15 protein-coding genes and 2 pseudogenes are annotated in these 17,555 nt (G+C 48.0%); 10 read left to right on the forward strand and 7 right to left on the reverse strand.

Features of this window, described 5'->3' with window-relative positions; translation table 11 throughout:
* Positions 1 to 176 precede the first annotated feature (176 nt).
* Positions 177 to 1,186, forward strand: a pseudogene (locus DW083_RS15115) (Kelch repeat-containing protein).
* Between the two features lie 114 nt (positions 1,187 to 1,300).
* On the opposite strand, the gene eno reads toward DW083_RS15115, so the two are convergent.
* Complete coding sequence (gene eno / locus DW083_RS15120) at positions 1,301 to 2,584, reverse strand: phosphopyruvate hydratase (protein WP_122332937.1); 1,284 nt, start codon at positions 2,582 to 2,584, stop codon at positions 1,301 to 1,303.
* 150 nt (positions 2,585 to 2,734) lie between these two features.
* Between eno and DW083_RS15125 the strand changes: the two genes are divergently transcribed.
* From DW083_RS15125 to DW083_RS15155, 7 genes and pseudogenes are all read left to right on the forward strand, one after another.
* Positions 2,735 to 3,127 (forward strand): hypothetical protein, encoded by a 393-nt coding sequence (locus DW083_RS15125; protein WP_147382147.1) that lies wholly within the window; start codon positions 2,735 to 2,737, stop codon positions 3,125 to 3,127.
* 206 nt (positions 3,128 to 3,333) lie between these two features.
* Positions 3,334 to 4,143, forward strand: coding sequence for a MotA/TolQ/ExbB proton channel family protein (locus tag DW083_RS15130; RefSeq protein ID WP_115498008.1), 810 nt, complete (start codon positions 3,334 to 3,336; stop codon positions 4,141 to 4,143).
* Positions 4,144 to 4,148: 5 nt separating this feature from the next.
* Positions 4,149 to 4,756: pseudogene (locus tag DW083_RS15135) on the forward strand (ExbD/TolR family protein).
* A gap of 14 nt (positions 4,757 to 4,770) precedes the next feature.
* The gene (locus tag DW083_RS15140; RefSeq protein WP_122332939.1) at positions 4,771 to 5,436 is read left to right on the forward strand and encodes a biopolymer transporter ExbD; all 666 of its coding nucleotides are present in this window, start codon (positions 4,771 to 4,773) and stop codon (positions 5,434 to 5,436) included.
* A 5-nt stretch (positions 5,437 to 5,441) separates the two neighbouring features.
* Positions 5,442 to 6,260 (forward strand): energy transducer TonB, encoded by an 819-nt coding sequence (locus DW083_RS15145; RefSeq protein ID WP_122332950.1) that lies wholly within the window; start codon positions 5,442 to 5,444, stop codon positions 6,258 to 6,260.
* Between the two features lie 21 nt (positions 6,261 to 6,281).
* Positions 6,282 to 7,217: a PstS family phosphate ABC transporter substrate-binding protein gene (locus tag DW083_RS15150; protein WP_122332940.1), complete on the forward strand. Its 936-nt coding sequence runs from the start codon at positions 6,282 to 6,284 to the stop codon at positions 7,215 to 7,217.
* Between the two features lie 26 nt (positions 7,218 to 7,243).
* Entirely contained in the window at positions 7,244 to 8,830 is a 1,587-nt protein-coding gene (locus tag DW083_RS15155) for a tetratricopeptide repeat protein (RefSeq protein WP_122332941.1), read from the forward strand.
* A gap of 78 nt (positions 8,831 to 8,908) precedes the next feature.
* Here DW083_RS15155 and DW083_RS15160 read toward each other — a convergent pair whose 3' ends face one another.
* The 6 genes from DW083_RS15160 to DW083_RS23405 all read right to left on the reverse strand — a co-directional run bounded on the left by DW083_RS15160 (position 8,909) and on the right by DW083_RS23405 (position 16,124).
* Positions 8,909 to 9,211 carry a helix-turn-helix domain-containing protein gene (locus DW083_RS15160; RefSeq protein WP_122332942.1) on the reverse strand — a complete coding sequence of 101 codons (303 nt, stop codon included), beginning with the start codon at positions 9,209 to 9,211 and terminating at the stop codon, positions 8,909 to 8,911.
* A complete protein-coding gene (locus DW083_RS15165) occupies positions 9,183 to 9,530 on the reverse strand; it encodes a type II toxin-antitoxin system RelE/ParE family toxin (protein WP_122332943.1) in 348 nt (115 codons plus the stop codon). The genes DW083_RS15160 and DW083_RS15165 overlap by 29 nt, the downstream gene beginning before the upstream one ends.
* A 434-nt stretch (positions 9,531 to 9,964) precedes the next feature.
* Positions 9,965 to 12,922, reverse strand: a complete 2,958-nt coding sequence (locus DW083_RS15170) for a DUF6383 domain-containing protein (protein ID WP_122332944.1) — start codon at positions 12,920 to 12,922, stop codon at positions 9,965 to 9,967.
* A 554-nt stretch (positions 12,923 to 13,476) separates the two neighbouring features.
* Positions 13,477 to 15,837 carry a DUF3987 domain-containing protein gene (locus DW083_RS15175; RefSeq protein ID WP_122332945.1) on the reverse strand — a complete coding sequence of 787 codons (2,361 nt, stop codon included), beginning with the start codon at positions 15,835 to 15,837 and terminating at the stop codon, positions 13,477 to 13,479.
* Between the two features lie 51 nt (positions 15,838 to 15,888).
* The gene (locus DW083_RS22980; RefSeq protein ID WP_255419832.1) at positions 15,889 to 16,008 is read right to left on the reverse strand and encodes a DUF4248 domain-containing protein; all 120 of its coding nucleotides are present in this window, start codon (positions 16,006 to 16,008) and stop codon (positions 15,889 to 15,891) included.
* A complete protein-coding gene (locus DW083_RS23405; RefSeq protein ID WP_370039223.1) occupies positions 15,984 to 16,124 on the reverse strand; it encodes a DUF4248 domain-containing protein in 141 nt (46 codons plus the stop codon). Before DW083_RS23405 ends, DW083_RS22980 begins: the two co-directional genes overlap by 25 nt.
* A gap of 202 nt (positions 16,125 to 16,326) precedes the next feature.
* Between DW083_RS23405 and DW083_RS15185 the strand changes: the two genes are divergently transcribed.
* Together DW083_RS15185 and DW083_RS15190 are read left to right on the forward strand one after the other, a co-directional pair.
* The gene (locus DW083_RS15185; RefSeq protein ID WP_115497999.1) at positions 16,327 to 16,770 is read left to right on the forward strand and encodes an HU family DNA-binding protein; all 444 of its coding nucleotides are present in this window, start codon (positions 16,327 to 16,329) and stop codon (positions 16,768 to 16,770) included.
* The gene (locus tag DW083_RS15190; protein ID WP_115497998.1) at positions 16,767 to 17,237 is read left to right on the forward strand and encodes a glucosaminidase domain-containing protein; all 471 of its coding nucleotides are present in this window, start codon (positions 16,767 to 16,769) and stop codon (positions 17,235 to 17,237) included. Before DW083_RS15185 ends, DW083_RS15190 begins: the two co-directional genes overlap by 4 nt.
* The last annotated feature ends 318 nt before the right edge of the window (positions 17,238 to 17,555 follow it).

Genomic DNA, 17,555 nt, shown 5'->3' on the forward strand with positions numbered 1-17,555 from the left:
CTCTCAATAAAAGGCTGCTGTTCGCCTGCCAATGTCTTTCAGCAGGTGAAAAAGGCATTTACCTCCCCGATCCGTCCGTTCACCGGACAAGAACGCCTGTTCACCGATTTCATTTGCGGGAGAAAGGAAAGCCTCGTTCTTTTGCAACCGTAAACAACAAAAGAACACGTTTAAGAATGACACACAAAAGATTATTTGCTCTCTTGATAGCTCTGCTTCCCGTCTTCGTCTCTTCTTGCAGCGACGACGATGACGACGATCTGATCGGTAACTGGGTACGCACCTCTGACTTCGACGGGCTTGCCCGCGGGGAAGCCTCCTGCTTCTCCATCGGCAATAAAGGATACCTGGTCTGCGGATATGACGGTAGCAAAAGCAATGCGCGACTGGGCGACCTGTGGGAATACGATATGACAACGGACGCCTGGACACAGAAAGCCAGCTTCCCCGGCACCGCCCGCAGTAACGCAACCGCCTTCGCGATCGACGGCAAAGGCTATTTCGGTACCGGCTACGACGGCGAAAACAAGCTGAACGACTTCTGGGAATACGATCCGGCAACCAATACCTGGACACAAAAGGCTGACTTCCCAGGCGTAGGACGATACAGCGCCGTCTCCTTCGGAGTCTCCGGTAAAGGATATATCGGCGCCGGATACGACGGCAACTACCTGAAAGACTTCTACTCCTTCGACCCTGCCAACAACACCTGGACACAGATTATCAGTATCGGGGGAAGCAAGCGTATGGGCGCTTCCAGCTTCGTGATCGACAATATCGCCTATGTATGCGGCGGCGTCAACAACGGCGAATATATCAGCGACTTCTGGAAGTTCGACCCGTCGACAGGACAATGGACACAACTTCGCGACATAGCCAACACTTCGGATGAAGACTATGACGACGATTATAGTATTGTACGCATGAACGCCAGCACCTTCGTTATCGACGGCGCAGCTATCTGACCTGCGGGGAAAGCGGAAACGTCCGAAACGACACATGGAAGTATAATCCTTCTACCGACCTGTGGGAAGAGGTACATGCCTTCAAAGGGTCGGCGCGTACAGTAGCAGTCTCTTTCTCCAACGGGACAAGAGGCTTTATAGCAACGGGCAAAAGCGGTACTTACCGGTTCGACGACATCTGGGAACTGCATCCATACGATTACGACCCGGATGACGAATGATGATGAAACGAATAAACATTCACTCTCTGATTAGGTAAAATTTTTTGACACATGAAAAAAGGCCCACCAGTGATTGGCAGGCCTTTTTGTTATTATATACCTTCTTTCCGTCGGTTACTTCTTGTAAGTCTTATAGCCATAAACAGCCAGGTCGCCCAGCTCTTCTTCGATACGGAGCAGCTGGTTGTATTTCGCCATACGGTCGGAGCGGCTCAGAGAACCGGTCTTGATCTGTCCGCTGTTGGTAGCCACGGCAATATCGGCGATCGTTGCATCTTCCGTCTCACCGGAACGGTGGGAAGTAACAGAAGTGTAGCCGTTGCGGTGTGCCATCTCGATAGCATCCAGAGTCTCAGTCAGTGTACCGATCTGGTTCACCTTGATCAGGATAGAGTTGGCACAGCCTTCTTCGATACCCTTCTTCAGGAACTCAACGTTCGTCACGAACAGGTCGTCGCCCACCAACTGGCATTTGCTACCCAACGCTTCCGTCAGCATCTTCCAGCCTGCCCAGTCGTTTTCGTCCATACCGTCCTCGATCGAGTCGATCGGATACTTGGCAACCAGTTCGGAGAGGTAAGCCACCTGCTGTTGGGCCGTACGTTTAGCGCCCTTGTCGCCTTCGAACTTCGTATAGTCATATACGCCGTCGTGATAGAATTCGGAAGAGGCGCAGTCCATCGCGATCGTCACGTCCTTGCCCGGTTCGTATCCGGCGGCTTTGATAGCGGCCATAATGGAGTTCAGGGCATCTTCCGTGCCGTCCAATGCAGGAGCAAAACCTCCTTCATCACCAACGGCTGTGCTCAGGCCGCGGTCGTGCAACACCTTCTTCAAGGCATGGAACACTTCGGCTCCCATACGCAAACCTTCGCGGAAGCAGCAAGCTCCCACCGGACGGATCATAAATTCCTGGAATGCGATCGGCGCGTCGGAGTGTGAACCGCCATTGATAATATTCATCATCGGGACAGGCAGCACGTATGCATTCGTTCCGCCGATATAGCGGTAAAGGGGCTGGTCCAGATAGTTGGCTGCCGCTTTGGCTACTGCCAACGAGACGCCCAGCATAGCGTTGGCGCCCAGATTAGACTTGGTCTTCGTTCCGTCCAGTTCAATCAGTTTATGGTCAATCTCGCGCTGGTTCAGGGCACACATACCTAAGATAGCGGGAGCAATTATGTTGTTTACATTATCGACAGCTTTCAGAACGCCTTTGCCACCATAGCGTTTCTTGTCGCCATCGCGAAGCTCGATCGCTTCGTTTTCACCGGTAGAAGCTCCGGAGGGAACAGCCGCACGGCCAAAAGCGCCGGAAGCCAAATGCACATCTACTTCAACAGTCGGGTTACCACGTGAATCAAGGATCTCTCGTCCTATTACTTTTACAATTTCCATACTTTTACTTTTTGAGTTTTATCTTTTGTACAAATATAACAGGAGAATACGAAGGTTTGTTGGAAAAAAGAGATCGAATTTATCTATATACCGTTCAACTTTTTGCCACTTGCATTGTTATGTTTATACGATAGGGTTTCTAAATGTACCATGATGAAAAGATTGTTATCCATATTATCCATTCTTCTCCTGTTCACCGTAGGACAAGGAATCATGGCCACGACAGAAGACTCCGCCGACAGGCAAACCATCGTGACGGAAAAAGACAATGCCCATTCCCTCCAGGAGAAAGTCAAACATTTCGAATTATGCAAAAGTCCGAATGCCGCCCTATGCCTCACCAACCGTGTACAACAAACGACCGAATACAGCGAACGTCTTTTAAAAACCACTACCCGCCTGCTTGAGCTATCGTTGCAAAAAGAACAAAACGCCCTCAATAAGATATCCGAAATAACATCAATCAATCACACCTTAAAATGCTCTTCCCTTCGTATACGGGCAGGCCACTGGGTCTACGTCTTACGAAAAATTATTATTTGATAGTACATACTGTCGGTTTTTAGTAGCTGAGTGTAATCGTCTCCCCTCTTGGAGAGGGGATCAAAGAGTGTGTATTTTCACATGCGCAGACAATACCGCACTCTCCGCCTTTCTCAAGAGGGGAATGGTTGGATACAGCCGCTAAACAGCCATACATGCATCAGCTTTATCACAAAATCACATTTACTGTCAAATAATACAAGAGTATGGAAACGAAGAAATCAAATAACAAGAAGTCATATAACGGCATTTCCGCAGCCATCGTCATCTTAGCGTGCTTCATCATAGCCGTTTGTTTTTACAAGTTCGTGCTGGGCAACCCGGCAAACTTCATGGATAACAATCCTGCCAACCATCCGCTGCCCGGAAACTATTTCGGGACTGTCTACAAAGGCGGATACATTGTCCCGCTCGTGATCACCCTGTTGCTCACCGTGATCACCCTGAGTATCGAACGCATGATCGCCATCAGCCGCTCAAAAGGGAAAAAGAACCTGGTCAACTTCGTACAGGCAATCAAGAAATACCTCGAAGCCGGCAACCTCGAAGCCGCCCATAAACTGTGCAGCGAACAGAAAGGCTCCGTCGCCAATGTCGTCAACGCCGCCCTGTCGCGCTATAGCGATGTGGAGAGCACGACAGAGCAGACCAAAGAGCAAAAAATAGCCATTATCCAGAAAGAGATAGAAGAGAGCACCGCCCTCGAACTGCCTTCAATGGAGCAGAACCTCCCGGTCATCGCCACGATCTCTACGTTAGGAACCCTGTTCGGACTGCTGGGCACCGTATTGGGCATGATCCGTTCGTTCGCCGCCCTGGCCAATGCCGGATCGCCCGACTCCGTAGCCCTGTCGACAGGTATTTCCGAAGCTCTGGTCAACACGGCATTAGGCATTGCCACCGGTGCACTGGCCATCATCTCATACAACTACTTCACCAGTAAAATAGATAATATCACCTATGCCATTGATGAAATCGGTTTCTCCATCGTACAGACATTTGCCGCTAAACACTGAGCCGTATGCCTAAGCTGATAGTAAAACGCAAAAGCACATTCATCGACATGACGGCGATGAGTGATGTCACCGTGCTGCTGCTTACTTTCTTCATGCTGACGTCTACCTTTATCCAGAAAGAACCGGTGGTCGTTTCCACCCCTTCGTCCGTCTCCGAGATCAAGATACCGGAAACGAACATTCTTTCCATCCTGGTAGACCCCGAAGGAAAGTATTCATGAGCCTGGACAAGCAGGAAGACAAGGCGAACGTCCTGAAATTATTGGGAAAAGATTTCGGCATCCGTTTCACAGACAAAGAAATCTACAACTTCAGCCTGCAACCTTCCTTCGGCGTCCCTATCCAGAACATGCAGGAGTATCTCAACATGCCGTCCGACGAACAGGACCGGCTGATGAAAGACTACGGTATCCCCACCGACAGCATCAACAACCAGTTCAAACTCTGGGTACAGCATGCACGCGAAGTGAACCGCGACCTGGTCATCGCCATCAAGGCCGACCAGGACACTCCTTACCCGAAGATTAAGAACATTATGAACACATTGCAGGACCTTCGAGAGAACCGGTATAATTTGATTACCACACTCAAGAACATGCCCGACAATGTCTAACAACGACACAAGTCATGGCAGAAGTAAATACAGATAAAAACAAAGACGACGGCAAGAAAGGCAAACAGAAGAAGATGACCGTCCGCGTAGACTTTACACCTATGGTGGACATGAATATGTTGCTGATCACCTTCTTCATGCTCTGCACCTCGCTCAGCAAGCCGCAGACAATGGAGATCAGCATGCCGTCGAAAGACCAGGTGACAGAAGCCGAACAAACGAAAGTGAAAGCCTCCAAGGCCATCACCCTGTTACTTGGCGAAGACAACAAGGTATACTACTATTTCGGTGAACCGGACTACGAGCACGTCGAATCCCTGAAACAGACCGACTACTCGCCCACCGGACTGCGCGACATCCTGCTGGCACGCAACTTCGATGTCGTCCAAAAGATGAAAGAACTCAAGCTGAAGAAACTGGACAAAGAGATTTCCGAAGACGAGTTCAAGAAACAGGCCTCCGAGATAAAAGGTTCCAAAGACGCCCCCGTCGTCCTGATCAAGGCGACCGACGACGCTTCCTACCGGAACCTGGTAGACGCTCTGGACGAAATGCAGATATGCAATATCGGCAAATACGCAATCGTGGACATCACGGATGGAGATAAATTTCTGGTCGACAACCTGAAGAGCGGCGGAGAGCTGACGAAGCAGATTGCCAGGTCCAACCCTAAAAAATGACGGTCATGCTAAAGAATATAAATCTGAATTCACCGGAATGGTGCGAGCTGGTCTTCACCGGGAAGAACAAGGAATACGGAGCTTACGAATTACGTAAAGATTCTTCCTCCCGACATATCCGCGCCCTGCTGATCGTCGCAGCCGGAGCCACTCTGATCATGGTGTTGCCGGCCATCATTAAGTCGGTCATACCGCAACATGCGAAGGAGCAGGTGCTGGAAGTAACCACCCTCTCCGACCTGAAAATGGAAACGAAAGTACCGGAAGAGAACGTTATCCGTAACCTCGAAGCGCCCCCTCCTCCCAAACTGAAGAGCACCATCAAGTTCACCCCTCCCGTCATCAAAGCGGACAAGGAAGTGAACGATAACGAAGAGATCAAGACGCAGGAAGAACTGACCACCTCGAAGATGGCTATTTCGGTAGCCGACGTACAGGGGACAGACAGCGAAGATGCGATCGACATCGCCGACCTGAAAGACAACAAAGAGGTCATCCAGGAGGAAGCAAAGCCCTACACCGCCGTCGAGCAGATGCCTGAATATCCCGGCGGCACGACCGAGCTGCTGAAATACATCTCCGGGCATCTGAAATATCCGGTCTTGGCGGCCGAGCAGGGGATACAGGGAAGCGTAACGATCCGCTTCGTAGTCAGTCCGACCGGCGAAGTGACGGATGTGGAAATACTCCGTAAACTGGACCCTTCATGCGACAAAGAGGCAATACGTGTGATCAAGTCGCTTCCCAAATGGATGCCAGGCAAGCAGAACGGCAGGGCTGTCCCTGTCTATTTCACGGTTCCGGTTCGCTTCAAGTTACAATAATTATGGAGGTAAAGTGTTAAGATGAAACAGAATATTATCATATCGCTCTTAATAGCCTCGTCTCTGGTTGCATGCAACTCCAGGAAAGAGACGGAACCCGACGACACTCCGACAAGCGGCGTGATAGCCGTCGCGTCGGACGAATCTCTGGCACCGATCCTGCAAGAAGAGGTCGCCGTATTCGAAAGCATCTACAAAGAAGCGGGAATCGTTCCCCTATTCTCCGGCGAGACGAAGACGATCAACCGGCTGTTGCACGACAGTACCAGGCTGGCCGTTACCACCCGGCAACTGACCGGAGAGGAAACAGACTTTATGAACCGGAAAAAGTTGTACCCGAAAGCCATCCGGATCGCGACCGATGCAATCGCACTGATCGTCAACAGGCAGAATGCCGATTCGTTGATCGGCATTCCCACCCTGAAAGAAATCCTGACCGGTAAGATACGCAACTGGAACGAGCTATCGCCCGGAAATCCGGCGACCCGGATCGAAGTGGTGTTCGACAACCCCAATTCGAGCACCGTACGGTATGCGATCGACTCTATTTGCGGCGGTGAGAAACTAAGCGCACACCTGCAAGCAGCACAGAGCAACCGGGCCGTCCTCGACTACGTTTCCAAGACACCCGGAGCGCTCGGCGTCATCGGGGTTAACTGGATCAGTAATCCGTCCGACTCCACTTGCATGAGCTTTATCGACAATATTCGCGTGATGGCCGTCAGCCGTTACCGGAAGGCAACTCCGACAAACAGCTTCAAGCCTTACCAGGCCTATATCGCATTAGGCGATTATCCGATGACACGGCCAGTCTACCTGATCCTTTCCGAACCCCGGACAGGATTGGCTTCTGGCTTCACCTCTTTTGTCTCGAGCGATCGCGGACAGCGGATCATCCTGAAATCCGGTCTGCTCCCGGTAACACAGCCGGTCCGGATCGTGAATATAACGAATTAGTTACCAACACTAAACAATTAATTATTATGAGACGCAACATCTATATCCTGATCATCAGCCTGCTGGCAACCATTGCCTATGCAGACAACAATCCCGGCATCGACTTCTACCAAGCCGGTGAACCGGATATTGCCAGAAAACTGTTTGAGAAACTGCTGGACAATTCCCCTGTGGAAAAAGCGATCGCCTGCTATTATTTGGGCGAGATAGCCTACAACGCCGGACAATTGCCGGAAGCGCAAAACTACTATAAACAGGGTTGGGAAGCCAACCCCGAATATGCCCTGAATAAAGTAGGCGAAGGAAAGCTCCTGCTGAAGACAGACAAATCCGCCGCCGTAAAAGCCTTCGACGCTGCCATCAAAGTAAACAAAAAGGATGCTGACACCTACGTCGCCATCGCCTCTGCCTATGCAACAAACGGTATGGCGACAGAAGCCGCCGCCTCTCTCGAGAATGCCCGCAAATACAATCCGAACGCCCCCTCCCTCTATTTGTACGAAGGCGACCGCCTGCTGTCCGAGAACAAACCGGGTGACGCCGCCGGCAAATACGAGCAGGCGATCCATTTCGATCCCGACTGCCGGATCGCCTATCTCAAATATGCCAAGGTCTACCAGAGCGTAACTCCTGCCCTTTCGGTGGAAATGCTGCAAAAGGTGCTGGCAAGCCATCCGGATTATTTGCTTGCCCAACGTACCTTAGGGAATATCTATTCGCAGGAGGGTGCCTATGCGAAAGCGATCGACGCCTACAGCCGCTACATGGCCGGAGGCTTCTATTCTGTCGACAACCTGGTCCATTACGCCTCCGCCCTCTTCTTCAACAAACAGTACGACGAAGCGGCCCGGGCGATAGCCGAAGGAAAGGCCATCGACCTAGACAATTTCCTGCTGAAACGTCTTAGCTTCTATAACGCCTGCGAAACCGGCAACTACCGGGAGGGCCTGGACGAAGCGACTGCCTTCTTCAATATCCCGGACGGCAAATTCATCTGGCAGGATTACCTGTACTATGGCCGCCTGCTAAACAAGTCCGAACAGTATGAACAGTCGTTAGTCGCCTTACAAAAAGCGCAAGCGCTTTGCAATAGCGATACACATCCCGAGATCTATAAGGATATCGCCGATGCCAACCTGAACAAAGGAGACGACAAGGCCGCCATCCTGGCTTACACAAAATACATCGAACAGGCGGGTGAAGCGGCAGAGGCTTCCGACTTCTACCAATTGGGGAAATATTATTACGGCGCCGCCGTCAAGGACAGCACGCTTGCAACCGGCTACCTGACAAAAGCCGACAGCCTTTTCGCGATCGTCAAGGAACGGGTTCCGTCGAGCCACCTGGGGCTCTTGTGGCAGGCACGCACCAACTCGCTGATGGACCCGGAAACAGTAAAGGGACAGGCTAAGCCGTACTACGAATCATGTATTCCCCTCCTCGAAAAGGACAAGGACAAATACCTGAAAGAGTTGTCCGAATGTTACCGCTACTTAGGTTACTACTATTACCTCAAGCAAGACATGGACAGCTCCCGGACATACTGGAACAAAATCCTCGACATCGACCCCGGCAACAAGACTGCCCTCGAAGCGCTGAAGAATATTAAATAATAGTTTTCTTGATCTTCATACTCTCCGCCCTGGCACATCCGTTAATCGACCTTCGGTATGCCGGGGCTTTGTATTACATTATAAGGACATAGATAATTCTATTTGGCAACCCAAGGCGTTCATGATACGATAGAAAGTTGAAACTTTCGGTTCCGTTTGTCCGCTTTCAACTCTCGATATATAAGAGCGGTCAGAGCCAATACGCCGGGCAAGTTCAGCTTGGCTGATCTTTGCTTTTTTACGGGCGTCTTCAATAATTTGGCCCGTATAGAAAGCATAAGCTTTTTCCTCTGCTTCCGCACGGCTCGCTGTTCCTTTTTTGCCAAAACGGGCATCCAGAACAGCGTCATAATCAAATATCTGATGATTGTTTGTCTGCATAATATGCCTCCTTTATTTTTAATGCTTTTTCTATTTCCTTAGTGGGGGTCTTCTGTGTCTTTTTCTGAAAGCCATTGAATAAGACCACAATGTTATTACCGTCAAAGATAAAGAATACCCGGTAAATATTACCGTTATATTCCGTACGGAGCTCGAATAGACCATCTCTCAGCATCTTTACAAACTTCTTTGATAATCTATCCTGAGTTTTAAGCAAGAGTAATCCATATTGAATTTTGTCTTGCTCTTTTTCAGTCAAGGTTTCCATAAAAGCTTCAAAGAAGCCTCCGTACGTCCGTATTTTACGTTCCACTTCCATTCCGCGAATATACAAAACGTTGTTCAACTATACAACAAAATATCTACAATTTTACATCAGAGACATCAACATCCGCTTTATACACGTTTAATGATATTTGATTTGATCAATCTTCTATAAGCAATATACACAACGAAGCTCCCGCAATCAAAAGATTGCGGGAGCTTGTTTTTTGTCTGCCTTCGGTCTTCGCAGAGGGAGGGACAGATGAACTTTTTTTACTGTAATTTCGATTACTTTAGTATTAATATCCACCGCTTGTTCGCCCTCACGGGGTAGTTGGACGTTTCTACGGGACAGAGACAACAAATGCCTTCCGTCTGGGAAATGCCGCACGAGTGAATCTTAGAATTATTTGATTATAAAATGTCATTATGTAGGGGCGAGGTTCACTCGCCCACCACATTTTAGTATTGTTCTTTTAGTATCAATCGTTATTTAACGATCGCTTTTACAGCAGCTTCACCTTCAACAGCTACTACAACGATACCTGCAGGAGCAGCGATTGTTGCGTTGTCGGAAGTTACAACTGTGTTAGCGATTACCTGGCCCAGGATATTGCTTACGACAACTTTCTTACCGGCAGCACCAGCGATCTGTACATTACCTTCGCCAGCAACAACCTTAATAGTTGCTACAGCTGGAGCTTCTTCGCTAGAAGTAGCATCGCCATTACCCAAAGTGATAACCAAAGCCTTGTCAGGATCGTTAGTGAAACCTAACTTTCCATTCAGGTTGTACAGATAGAACTGAGAAGCGCCCATCGGACGAATCACATAGCTTGTTTCGCCAGACTTCATGATGTAGAACTTGAAGTTCTCAATACCAGCCAAACATACATCTTCTTCGGCTTCTTCAGCGACCTTTACAGCCTCACCTGCAACAGTTGTTGCAATAGTATCGATACCTGCCAATGCAGCCGGACGGAAAATTGCTTTCATGTCAGCCTTGTTAGAACCTTCCAGATAATAGTTTTCGTTTGTCTTATAAGTTGCAGAAGCTGCATCCCAGTATGTCAAAGAGTCTGTAGCGTAGAACAAGAAACTTCTTGCAGCTTCTTCACCATTACCTTTAGAAATATAGAAAGAAGGAATTTCCTGATCAATGTCAGCCGTATCCAACCAGAATGTCAGACCTTCACCAGCAACAATACCTTCAAGGATACCATTTTTATTCAGCTTCATCGAAACAGCACCGTCTTCACTATCTAATGTAGCGTGGCGAGCAACAGATTCCAAACTTTCAGTGAAAGTATTGAAATCAACTGTGATGTTTGAATAAGCGGCATCAGCAGACAGAACTTCTGTTGTTGCAAATGTTTCGCCAGCAACGTTTACTGACATTTTTGCGATATTGCCTTTTACAACGGTTTTATATTTTGCAGCATCATCTACTCCTACAGGTTTACCTGCTGTAATCAAAGCATATGTCCCATCTACATTCTTTTTGAAGTAACAACGTTTAGCATTAGCATCCTTATCAGCAGCAGCTACATAATCTTCATCATCAGCAACACCACCAAAGTATGTTTTAACATTATTGTTATCTTTCTTATACATCAGATAAGAAGGAGCAGTTGCAACAACAGAATCCTTCAAAGTCACAACATCATCCTTCAGGTAAGCATATTTGATTTTGTTCTTCACGCTTTCAGCTTTTTCAAAGAACCATGTAAGCCCCTTCGTTGCATCATTAGTCGGCAAGAAGAATGGAGAAGAAGAAGCAGCAGCATCATACATCATATACAATTTGCTTGCAGCCAATGTACCTGCTCCGTTGAATACTAATTCTGTCTGTTGCTCAAGCTGTGCATCAGTCAAAGTCATGAAACCTTCACTATCTGTCGTAGCAGTCAACTTGATTATCTGACCACCCCAGTTTGCAATAGTTTTTAAAGTTGTGCCCGCTGTTACACCATCAACTGTAGTAATAGCATTACCTGCACCACGTTCGTCAGTCATAGAAGCACTACCAATCAAATATTCACCAACCTTATCTGTCTTATAAAGACTTGCAGTGAATGTTACATTTGTTTCACGGTTTGTGAAAGTAAAATCATGTCCACTAACAGCAGAAACAACCCATTGTGACAACGGAGCGTTTACATCAACATCCTTCGGAGCAGCAACAGCAGCTGTAAAGTTTGCAGCACCATAAACAGGTACCAGATATTTACCATACAAAGAAGCAGCAGCTTCAGTAGCATCGGCCGGCATTGTTCCCAAGAATGACAAATTTACGATTGTAGCGTCTGTTGCGCTCAATACATCAGATGCTTTAGCCCAAGTGTTGCTTGAAGTCATAGCAAGAGACAGATCATCCGCATTTGCAGCAAGAACAGTAGTAATATAAGTCTTCAAACCACCTGTCGTCAAAGAATAAGCACCTACATAAACAGCAGCAATAGTAGCTGTATTTTCATCAGAGCCAGACTTTACTTTTGCGCCAGCGGCAATTTCAATCGTATACTCTCCAGCAGCGTTCAGAATGTCACCTTCGGAAACTTTATATACCGCATTAGCAAATGCAATCTTACCATCGGCATTCTTATTATTTTCAGCCAATTTGCTTCCTTTCACTGTTGTAAAGCCAAAACCTTCACCTGAGGCAACAACTAAACCCGTAATACCAAAGTTCGCTTGCGGATTCAGCACAACAAAAGTAGCAGCTTTTGCTTTGTCTGCATTATCTGTTGCAGCCAAATAAGCTAAACCTGCAGCATCTGCTTTTACAAAGCAAAGGACATTAGTATAAGTTCCTGATCCCACAACTCCATTTGTCAATGCAGTTTGAACTATAGAAGCATCCACTGCCACCATATTATCAGCAAACGGATTTACTTCAGCTTCTGATTTTGCATTTGGGAAAGAAAAAGAGAAACCTTTACCTGAAAGATTTTTGTTCAGGTCTGCAGCTTCTAAATCCTGTGACCCGATAAGCATTTTAGCTACTTTAGCAACAGTAGACATATCGTAAGTCAAAGGCTTATCACCCAAAGAAATTGTACCAGCCGCATCATCTGCGGAAAACCAGCAGTTACCGTTTGTTACGTCTGCAGCTTCTGCAGCTTCAACATAGGTTCCACCGATCTTACCATAGATAGTCTTACCTGCAGCATTCACCAATTTAAACAGATTCTTACCGTTTTCTTTTTTTAAGCCGGTTACAGTAAATGCTTCAGGAGTAGTTCCTGTTGCAAATGTGTAATTGCCAGTCGTCCCAATCTGTTCGGAAGCCAAAAATGTAGAGCTACCATCTCCTAAATAAACTTTTAGTCCTTCAGCAAGATCACCAGATGCAGCGCTATAAGTCACAGCTGCACTTGCAGTACCAAACAACGCACCTACCATCAGCAGGAACGCTGTCAAAAGAGTAGAAAATCTCTTGTTCATAATCTAAATTTTAATATTAATAATACAGTTATTGAAATGTCAGTTCTATATATATACGTACGCGCTATTATAAGGTACGTTTGTTAACGATTGTATTTTGACTACGAATACGATCGTTTTTTTTAGTCATTTTTTTCGGCTATCTTTGGACTTCGTATTGAAAAGGCGTATTTTCGTACTAAAATTGCTATCTAATTGATAAGAAAGAATATAGAGGTAAGAAATTTTTTATTGAAAAGAGTTGTGGTTTAAAAAGGAATGCGTATTTTTGTGCAGTAAAAATGACGAATTAAAACGATCGTTTTTTTTAGTCATTTTTCAGCCACTCAACAATTTGAATCCCAGATATTTACTTCCAAAAACAACAATCCTAAAAAGTCTTAACAGCGTTTCCGTCTAAAAATCGGTGCTTTTTAGGGAAAACCCCGATGCCTACTGCGTTTTGAAGGGGTGCTTATCCGTTTTTGATTCGATGCTTATCCGTTCAATTTTGGGCATTTGATGAATTTCGTGTTAAAAAACTGCCGAAACTGCCAAAATTGCCCTACCCTATTTTAAATGGCAACCACCTGTTTACCCTGCTCTGTCTTCCGATAGTAACCACTTCCTTCAGAGACGATTAGATTACTTTTTTCGGCTTTCCGGAGAAATTTGTCGAGACTCGAGGCACTGACACCACAGCCATTTGCTGCGACTAAAGCATCGCTACGTTTGAAACTTTCCGGAAGGGAGGCAAAGAGGTTGCGCAAGGCATGTGGGAACTTGAAGTGGACTTCTTCAGAGGCGTGCTTCAACGAGGTAGCCACGACATAGGCATGCTGCAAACAGATTTTCCCGATATGAAAAACCAGGTCAAAATCTTCATCGCTTATCGTCCAGACACGTTCCGTCAAACCACTCTCGGCTTTACGCAAACCGGTCAGGGTCATCCCCAGGCGGAAGATAATCAGCCGATAGCGCAGGACTGTCGATTCGAGATCTTCGTGGCCGAAAGAACGGACATTATAGTATTCGCTCTCCAAGAAACGATCCAGCCTTTTACGTGGTGCATTGGAAAACTTCACCCACGTCGGTGAACCGTCCAGGAATACACCATAGTCGAGCACACACTGCCCAAGACTGTCCAGATGGCTGGAAGCAGCCGGCGTATCATCGGCCGAAGTCAGCGGATGGTACTGCCCTCCCCCGGCTATCTTATACATCAAAATACGACTGAACAATCCATTCTCGGTCGAGGGGATCAGACGGGGCAGCAGGGCCGGCGTCCCGGTGCACAACATTGCAAGGCAGGGGAATTTGGCCAGCAAGGAACCGTCTTTTTTAGAAGAATTGCCAACAGTCTCGTGATGGGCCGACTTGTTTATGATATCGGAATAGTTTCCGAAATCCTGCGACAACATATTGACTACCGTCTCCATCTCCGTGTCCAGCAGGCAAGAGGTGTAGGGATAGTTGACATGGAGGAGTTCCACCAGGCGTGCTTGCGTGACGCTGCCAGTGACACGGAGGTTGCGTTGCTTCACGACCTTCGGCTTCGACGGAGCGGGGCCGGCGGGCTGTTTCGAGCTGCGGTTCTGCCGCTTCTGCATCCGGTAGGTTTCATATTCTTCGTTCTCCCGCTCATATTTTTCAACTTCATAGGAGGAGTTATCGTAGATATATTGTTGCCAGGGATCGAGCAACTTTTGCAAACCGGCGACACAGCCTTTCCCGCTACCCGAACTGCCGGTGATAATCGTATAGAGAGGAGATGCGTATTCGTGCTCTTTCAATGAACCCCTGACACCCGGCATTACACTACTCAACAACGTCAGGGTGGAGAGCAGCAAGACATCCTTTTCCGTACGGCTTTCGGCACGCTTCACGACGTCCGCCAGAAGGCTGGGGAGGTGATTGTAGATGGATTCGTCGAAGCAGGGCAAAAGAGATATATCCGGTTCTATATCAACACTTTCTACATCATTATCAGTAGCTAATCCTCTCTGGACACCATCGGAGGCAGTTTTGGCGGTTTTGGCAGTTTTCCGGATCTCCTGCTCCTCTTTCGGCCTATACGGATTGCAGCCATGCGAGGCGCTGTAACGGCGGTAAATATCCGTGACGGTCTTCTCGATTTCGCCTGCCGGGAAATCCGGCTGGACGTAACGGCGGGTGCATTCGGCCGCTACTTCGTAGGGCGAAAAGCCGGCATTGTTCAGGACAGCGGCGAGTTTCACGACATGCGAGTGGCGCCCTCCGGCGGCGAAAGGGTTATCCTGCTCATACTTGTCGATGTAGTTCGTGAGGGCGTCTGCCGTACGACCGGCCTCCGGACGGGGCGCATGGGTGGCCGGCGCGGGCTCGGGCATGGGAAGGGAGAGCACTTCCGATTCTACCTTATAAAAGGCGTCGGGGTCGTGGCTGACGAAACAGCCGCGGTTCGGGTCCTTGCCGCTCCGGTCCACCGTCACGCCGGGGATATCGGTTTCGATGCGGCGGCGTACGAGCTCGAAGGCCAGGGAGTGGCACTCCAAAGGGCTGTCTACCAGGATAAAGAGTTTGTTACCTGTGCCGGAAGGACTGATGTGTCCGGCTTTCACATACGGGAGGTTTCCTGCGATCCGGAGGACTTCCTGGGGTGGGATGGCGGGGTCGTCGATATCAGTGCAGATGCAACCGCTATAAGCCACCATGTGCTCCAGACGCCGGCCGCCTTGCATTTCGCCGCCGGCAACGTAGAGGGATAGTTCCTTCTTCAGGCTCTCCGCTTCTTTGTTTTTACCGGCCGAGACCAGTTCCCTGATCCGGGCAATCGCCGGGGCGTGAACTCCGTTTTTCACTTCGTTGATGTACTGGTCTAAGGGCATCATACGGGCGCTCCATGTCCGGATCGCCGAGTCAAAGAAAGTTCCTTTGACGCTTAATGAATCAATCATGTCACAATTGTTTTATGTGGATGTACTAAAAATATCCGATTAGTATTCTATCTAAGGTTCGCCCAGGTGCTCAACCAGGCAGGCGACTTGTTTCGGCGTGTAAAGTTTCTGAAATCTTACCCAACCGGCAGCGATCAGCTTTTCCTTCAATCCGCGCGAGGTACGATCCATACCCACATCCTTTTGTATGCCATTTCGGGCGTACAGTCAGGGAAATAAAGGAGGGCGAACTCGGTTACTCCCATTGCGCCCCTTGCTGATTCCAGCTCGTTTTTTTTATCTTCCATAATATTTTTTATCTAAGTCATCTAATTCACTTACAATGTACGGACTTATTTGGTACTATGCAAACTTTATGACAACTATTTTATAAAAAGTTATTGAATCCGGCACAAACATCCGGCACCCTGCAACACCTTTCCCATTGGGCTACATGGTGTTGTATCTTTGTAATGTAATAATTCACTAACCCTTAAATTTTTTAATCGTATGTCAGTAAAGTACAAACTTGTTTTGAAAAAAGACCTGACGAAAGGTGCGGATGCAGATGCGAAGCGGTATTATGCTTCCGCCAATGTCACGGGAATGATGGACTTCAATACCATCTGCGATGTGGTGGCAGACCGTTCGACAGCCAGCGATGGCGACGTGGCGCTCGTCTTGCTGGGTGTGATCCGCTGCATGCAAGAGGCGCTGCTCCGAGGCGAAACGGTCCAGATGGGGGCATTGGGTAACTTCCGCCTCTCGATCGGAAGCGCTGGAGTGGTATATGCAAGCGATTTTCAGGCATCCATGATCCGAAAGCCGCGAATAATCTTCTCTCCGGGGGCTAAACTGCGTGAAATGATAGCCAAAGTAAGCGTTGAACGCATTGAAAATGAATCAGATAATTCCGGAAATGGTTCTGGTGTAGAAAGACCTGGAATTTTATGAAACCAGCACAAATCAGCTTCGTAAAAGAGTGTCTGCCGGCGGCTTTGTCGGCAGGAGCTGCTTTCAACATGAATCCGCTGGTCATCTTGGCACAGGCGGCGTTAGAGAGCGGTTGGGGCATGAGTGACCTGGCACGGGAAAGCCGGAACTTTTTCGGATTGACGGCCTACGGTTGCAGTAACGCTTATTGGCATGGCGGAAAGACGGTTTTAAAGACTTCTGCCTATTCTTTGGACTTCCGCCGGTATGATACACGCGAAAACTCTTTCCTGGATTTTGCACGCCTTATTCGGGATTGTTATCGCCGTGCCTGGCAGGTAAGCAATGACCCGGAGGCCTACGCCAAAGAGATTGCCTACAGTCCTTACATTAGCGAACAGAACGGCGACAACCGCGAAACGTACCGGCACAGCATCATCCAGATCGCACGGACAATTCAGGCGGTTATTGCGTTAATTGAAGAATAATTATGCAGAAAATCAGAAAGATCATTGAATTTGTTTTGGCATTATTGAATTTCTTGTTTCACTTTAAACCCGTACCGGATGAAGAACCTCCCGTCAGCACTGAAACTTATTCTCGCCCTGCTCCTCCGGATTCTGAGGAAGGGGATGAACCTCTATTTGAGACTGTCCGTTAGGATCAGGCTCTGGTAAGTTCCTACAAAGCCCTGTAGGGTAGGGTGTCCAAAAACTGTCGTTCAAATTAGGATAATAGAGCACTCGATTTTTTAGTATTCTAAGTTCTACTATTTATAGTTTGTCATGTGATGAATATTTTATTCA

Source organism: Parabacteroides sp. AF48-14, from assembly GCF_003477465.1.
Taxonomy (GTDB): Bacteria; Bacteroidota; Bacteroidia; order Bacteroidales; family Tannerellaceae; genus Parabacteroides; species Parabacteroides acidifaciens.

Coding starts and splice junctions, on each gene's coding strand:
- DW083_RS15175 (WP_122332945.1), bottom strand. CDS start 15,837: ATGATTGATTCATTAAGCGTCAAAGGAACTTTCTTTGACTCGGCGATC.
- DW083_RS22980 (WP_255419832.1), bottom strand. CDS start 16,008: ATGGATCGTACCTCGCGCGGATTGAAGGAAAAGCTGATCGCTGCCGGT.
- DW083_RS15125 (WP_147382147.1), top strand. CDS start 2,735: ATGATGAAAAGATTGTTATCCATATTATCCATTCTTCTCCTGTTCACC.
- DW083_RS15165 (WP_122332943.1), bottom strand. CDS start 9,530: ATGGAAGTGGAACGTAAAATACGGACGTACGGAGGCTTCTTTGAAGCT.
- DW083_RS15140 (WP_122332939.1), top strand. CDS start 4,771: ATGGCAGAAGTAAATACAGATAAAAACAAAGACGACGGCAAGAAAGGC.
- DW083_RS15160 (WP_122332942.1), bottom strand. CDS start 9,211: ATGCAGACAAACAATCATCAGATATTTGATTATGACGCTGTTCTGGAT.
- eno (WP_122332937.1), bottom strand. CDS start 2,584: ATGGAAATTGTAAAAGTAATAGGACGAGAGATCCTTGATTCACGTGGT.
- DW083_RS15145 (WP_122332950.1), top strand. CDS start 5,442: ATGCTAAAGAATATAAATCTGAATTCACCGGAATGGTGCGAGCTGGTC.
- DW083_RS15190 (WP_115497998.1), top strand. CDS start 16,767: ATGAAACCAGCACAAATCAGCTTCGTAAAAGAGTGTCTGCCGGCGGCT.
- DW083_RS15150 (WP_122332940.1), top strand. CDS start 6,282: ATGAAACAGAATATTATCATATCGCTCTTAATAGCCTCGTCTCTGGTT.
- DW083_RS15130 (WP_115498008.1), top strand. CDS start 3,334: ATGGAAACGAAGAAATCAAATAACAAGAAGTCATATAACGGCATTTCC.
- DW083_RS15155 (WP_122332941.1), top strand. CDS start 7,244: ATGAGACGCAACATCTATATCCTGATCATCAGCCTGCTGGCAACCATT.
- DW083_RS15170 (WP_122332944.1), bottom strand. CDS start 12,922: ATGAACAAGAGATTTTCTACTCTTTTGACAGCGTTCCTGCTGATGGTA.
- DW083_RS15185 (WP_115497999.1), top strand. CDS start 16,327: ATGTCAGTAAAGTACAAACTTGTTTTGAAAAAAGACCTGACGAAAGGT.
- DW083_RS23405 (WP_370039223.1), bottom strand. CDS start 16,124: ATGGAAGATAAAAAAAACGAGCTGGAATCAGCAAGGGGCGCAATGGGA.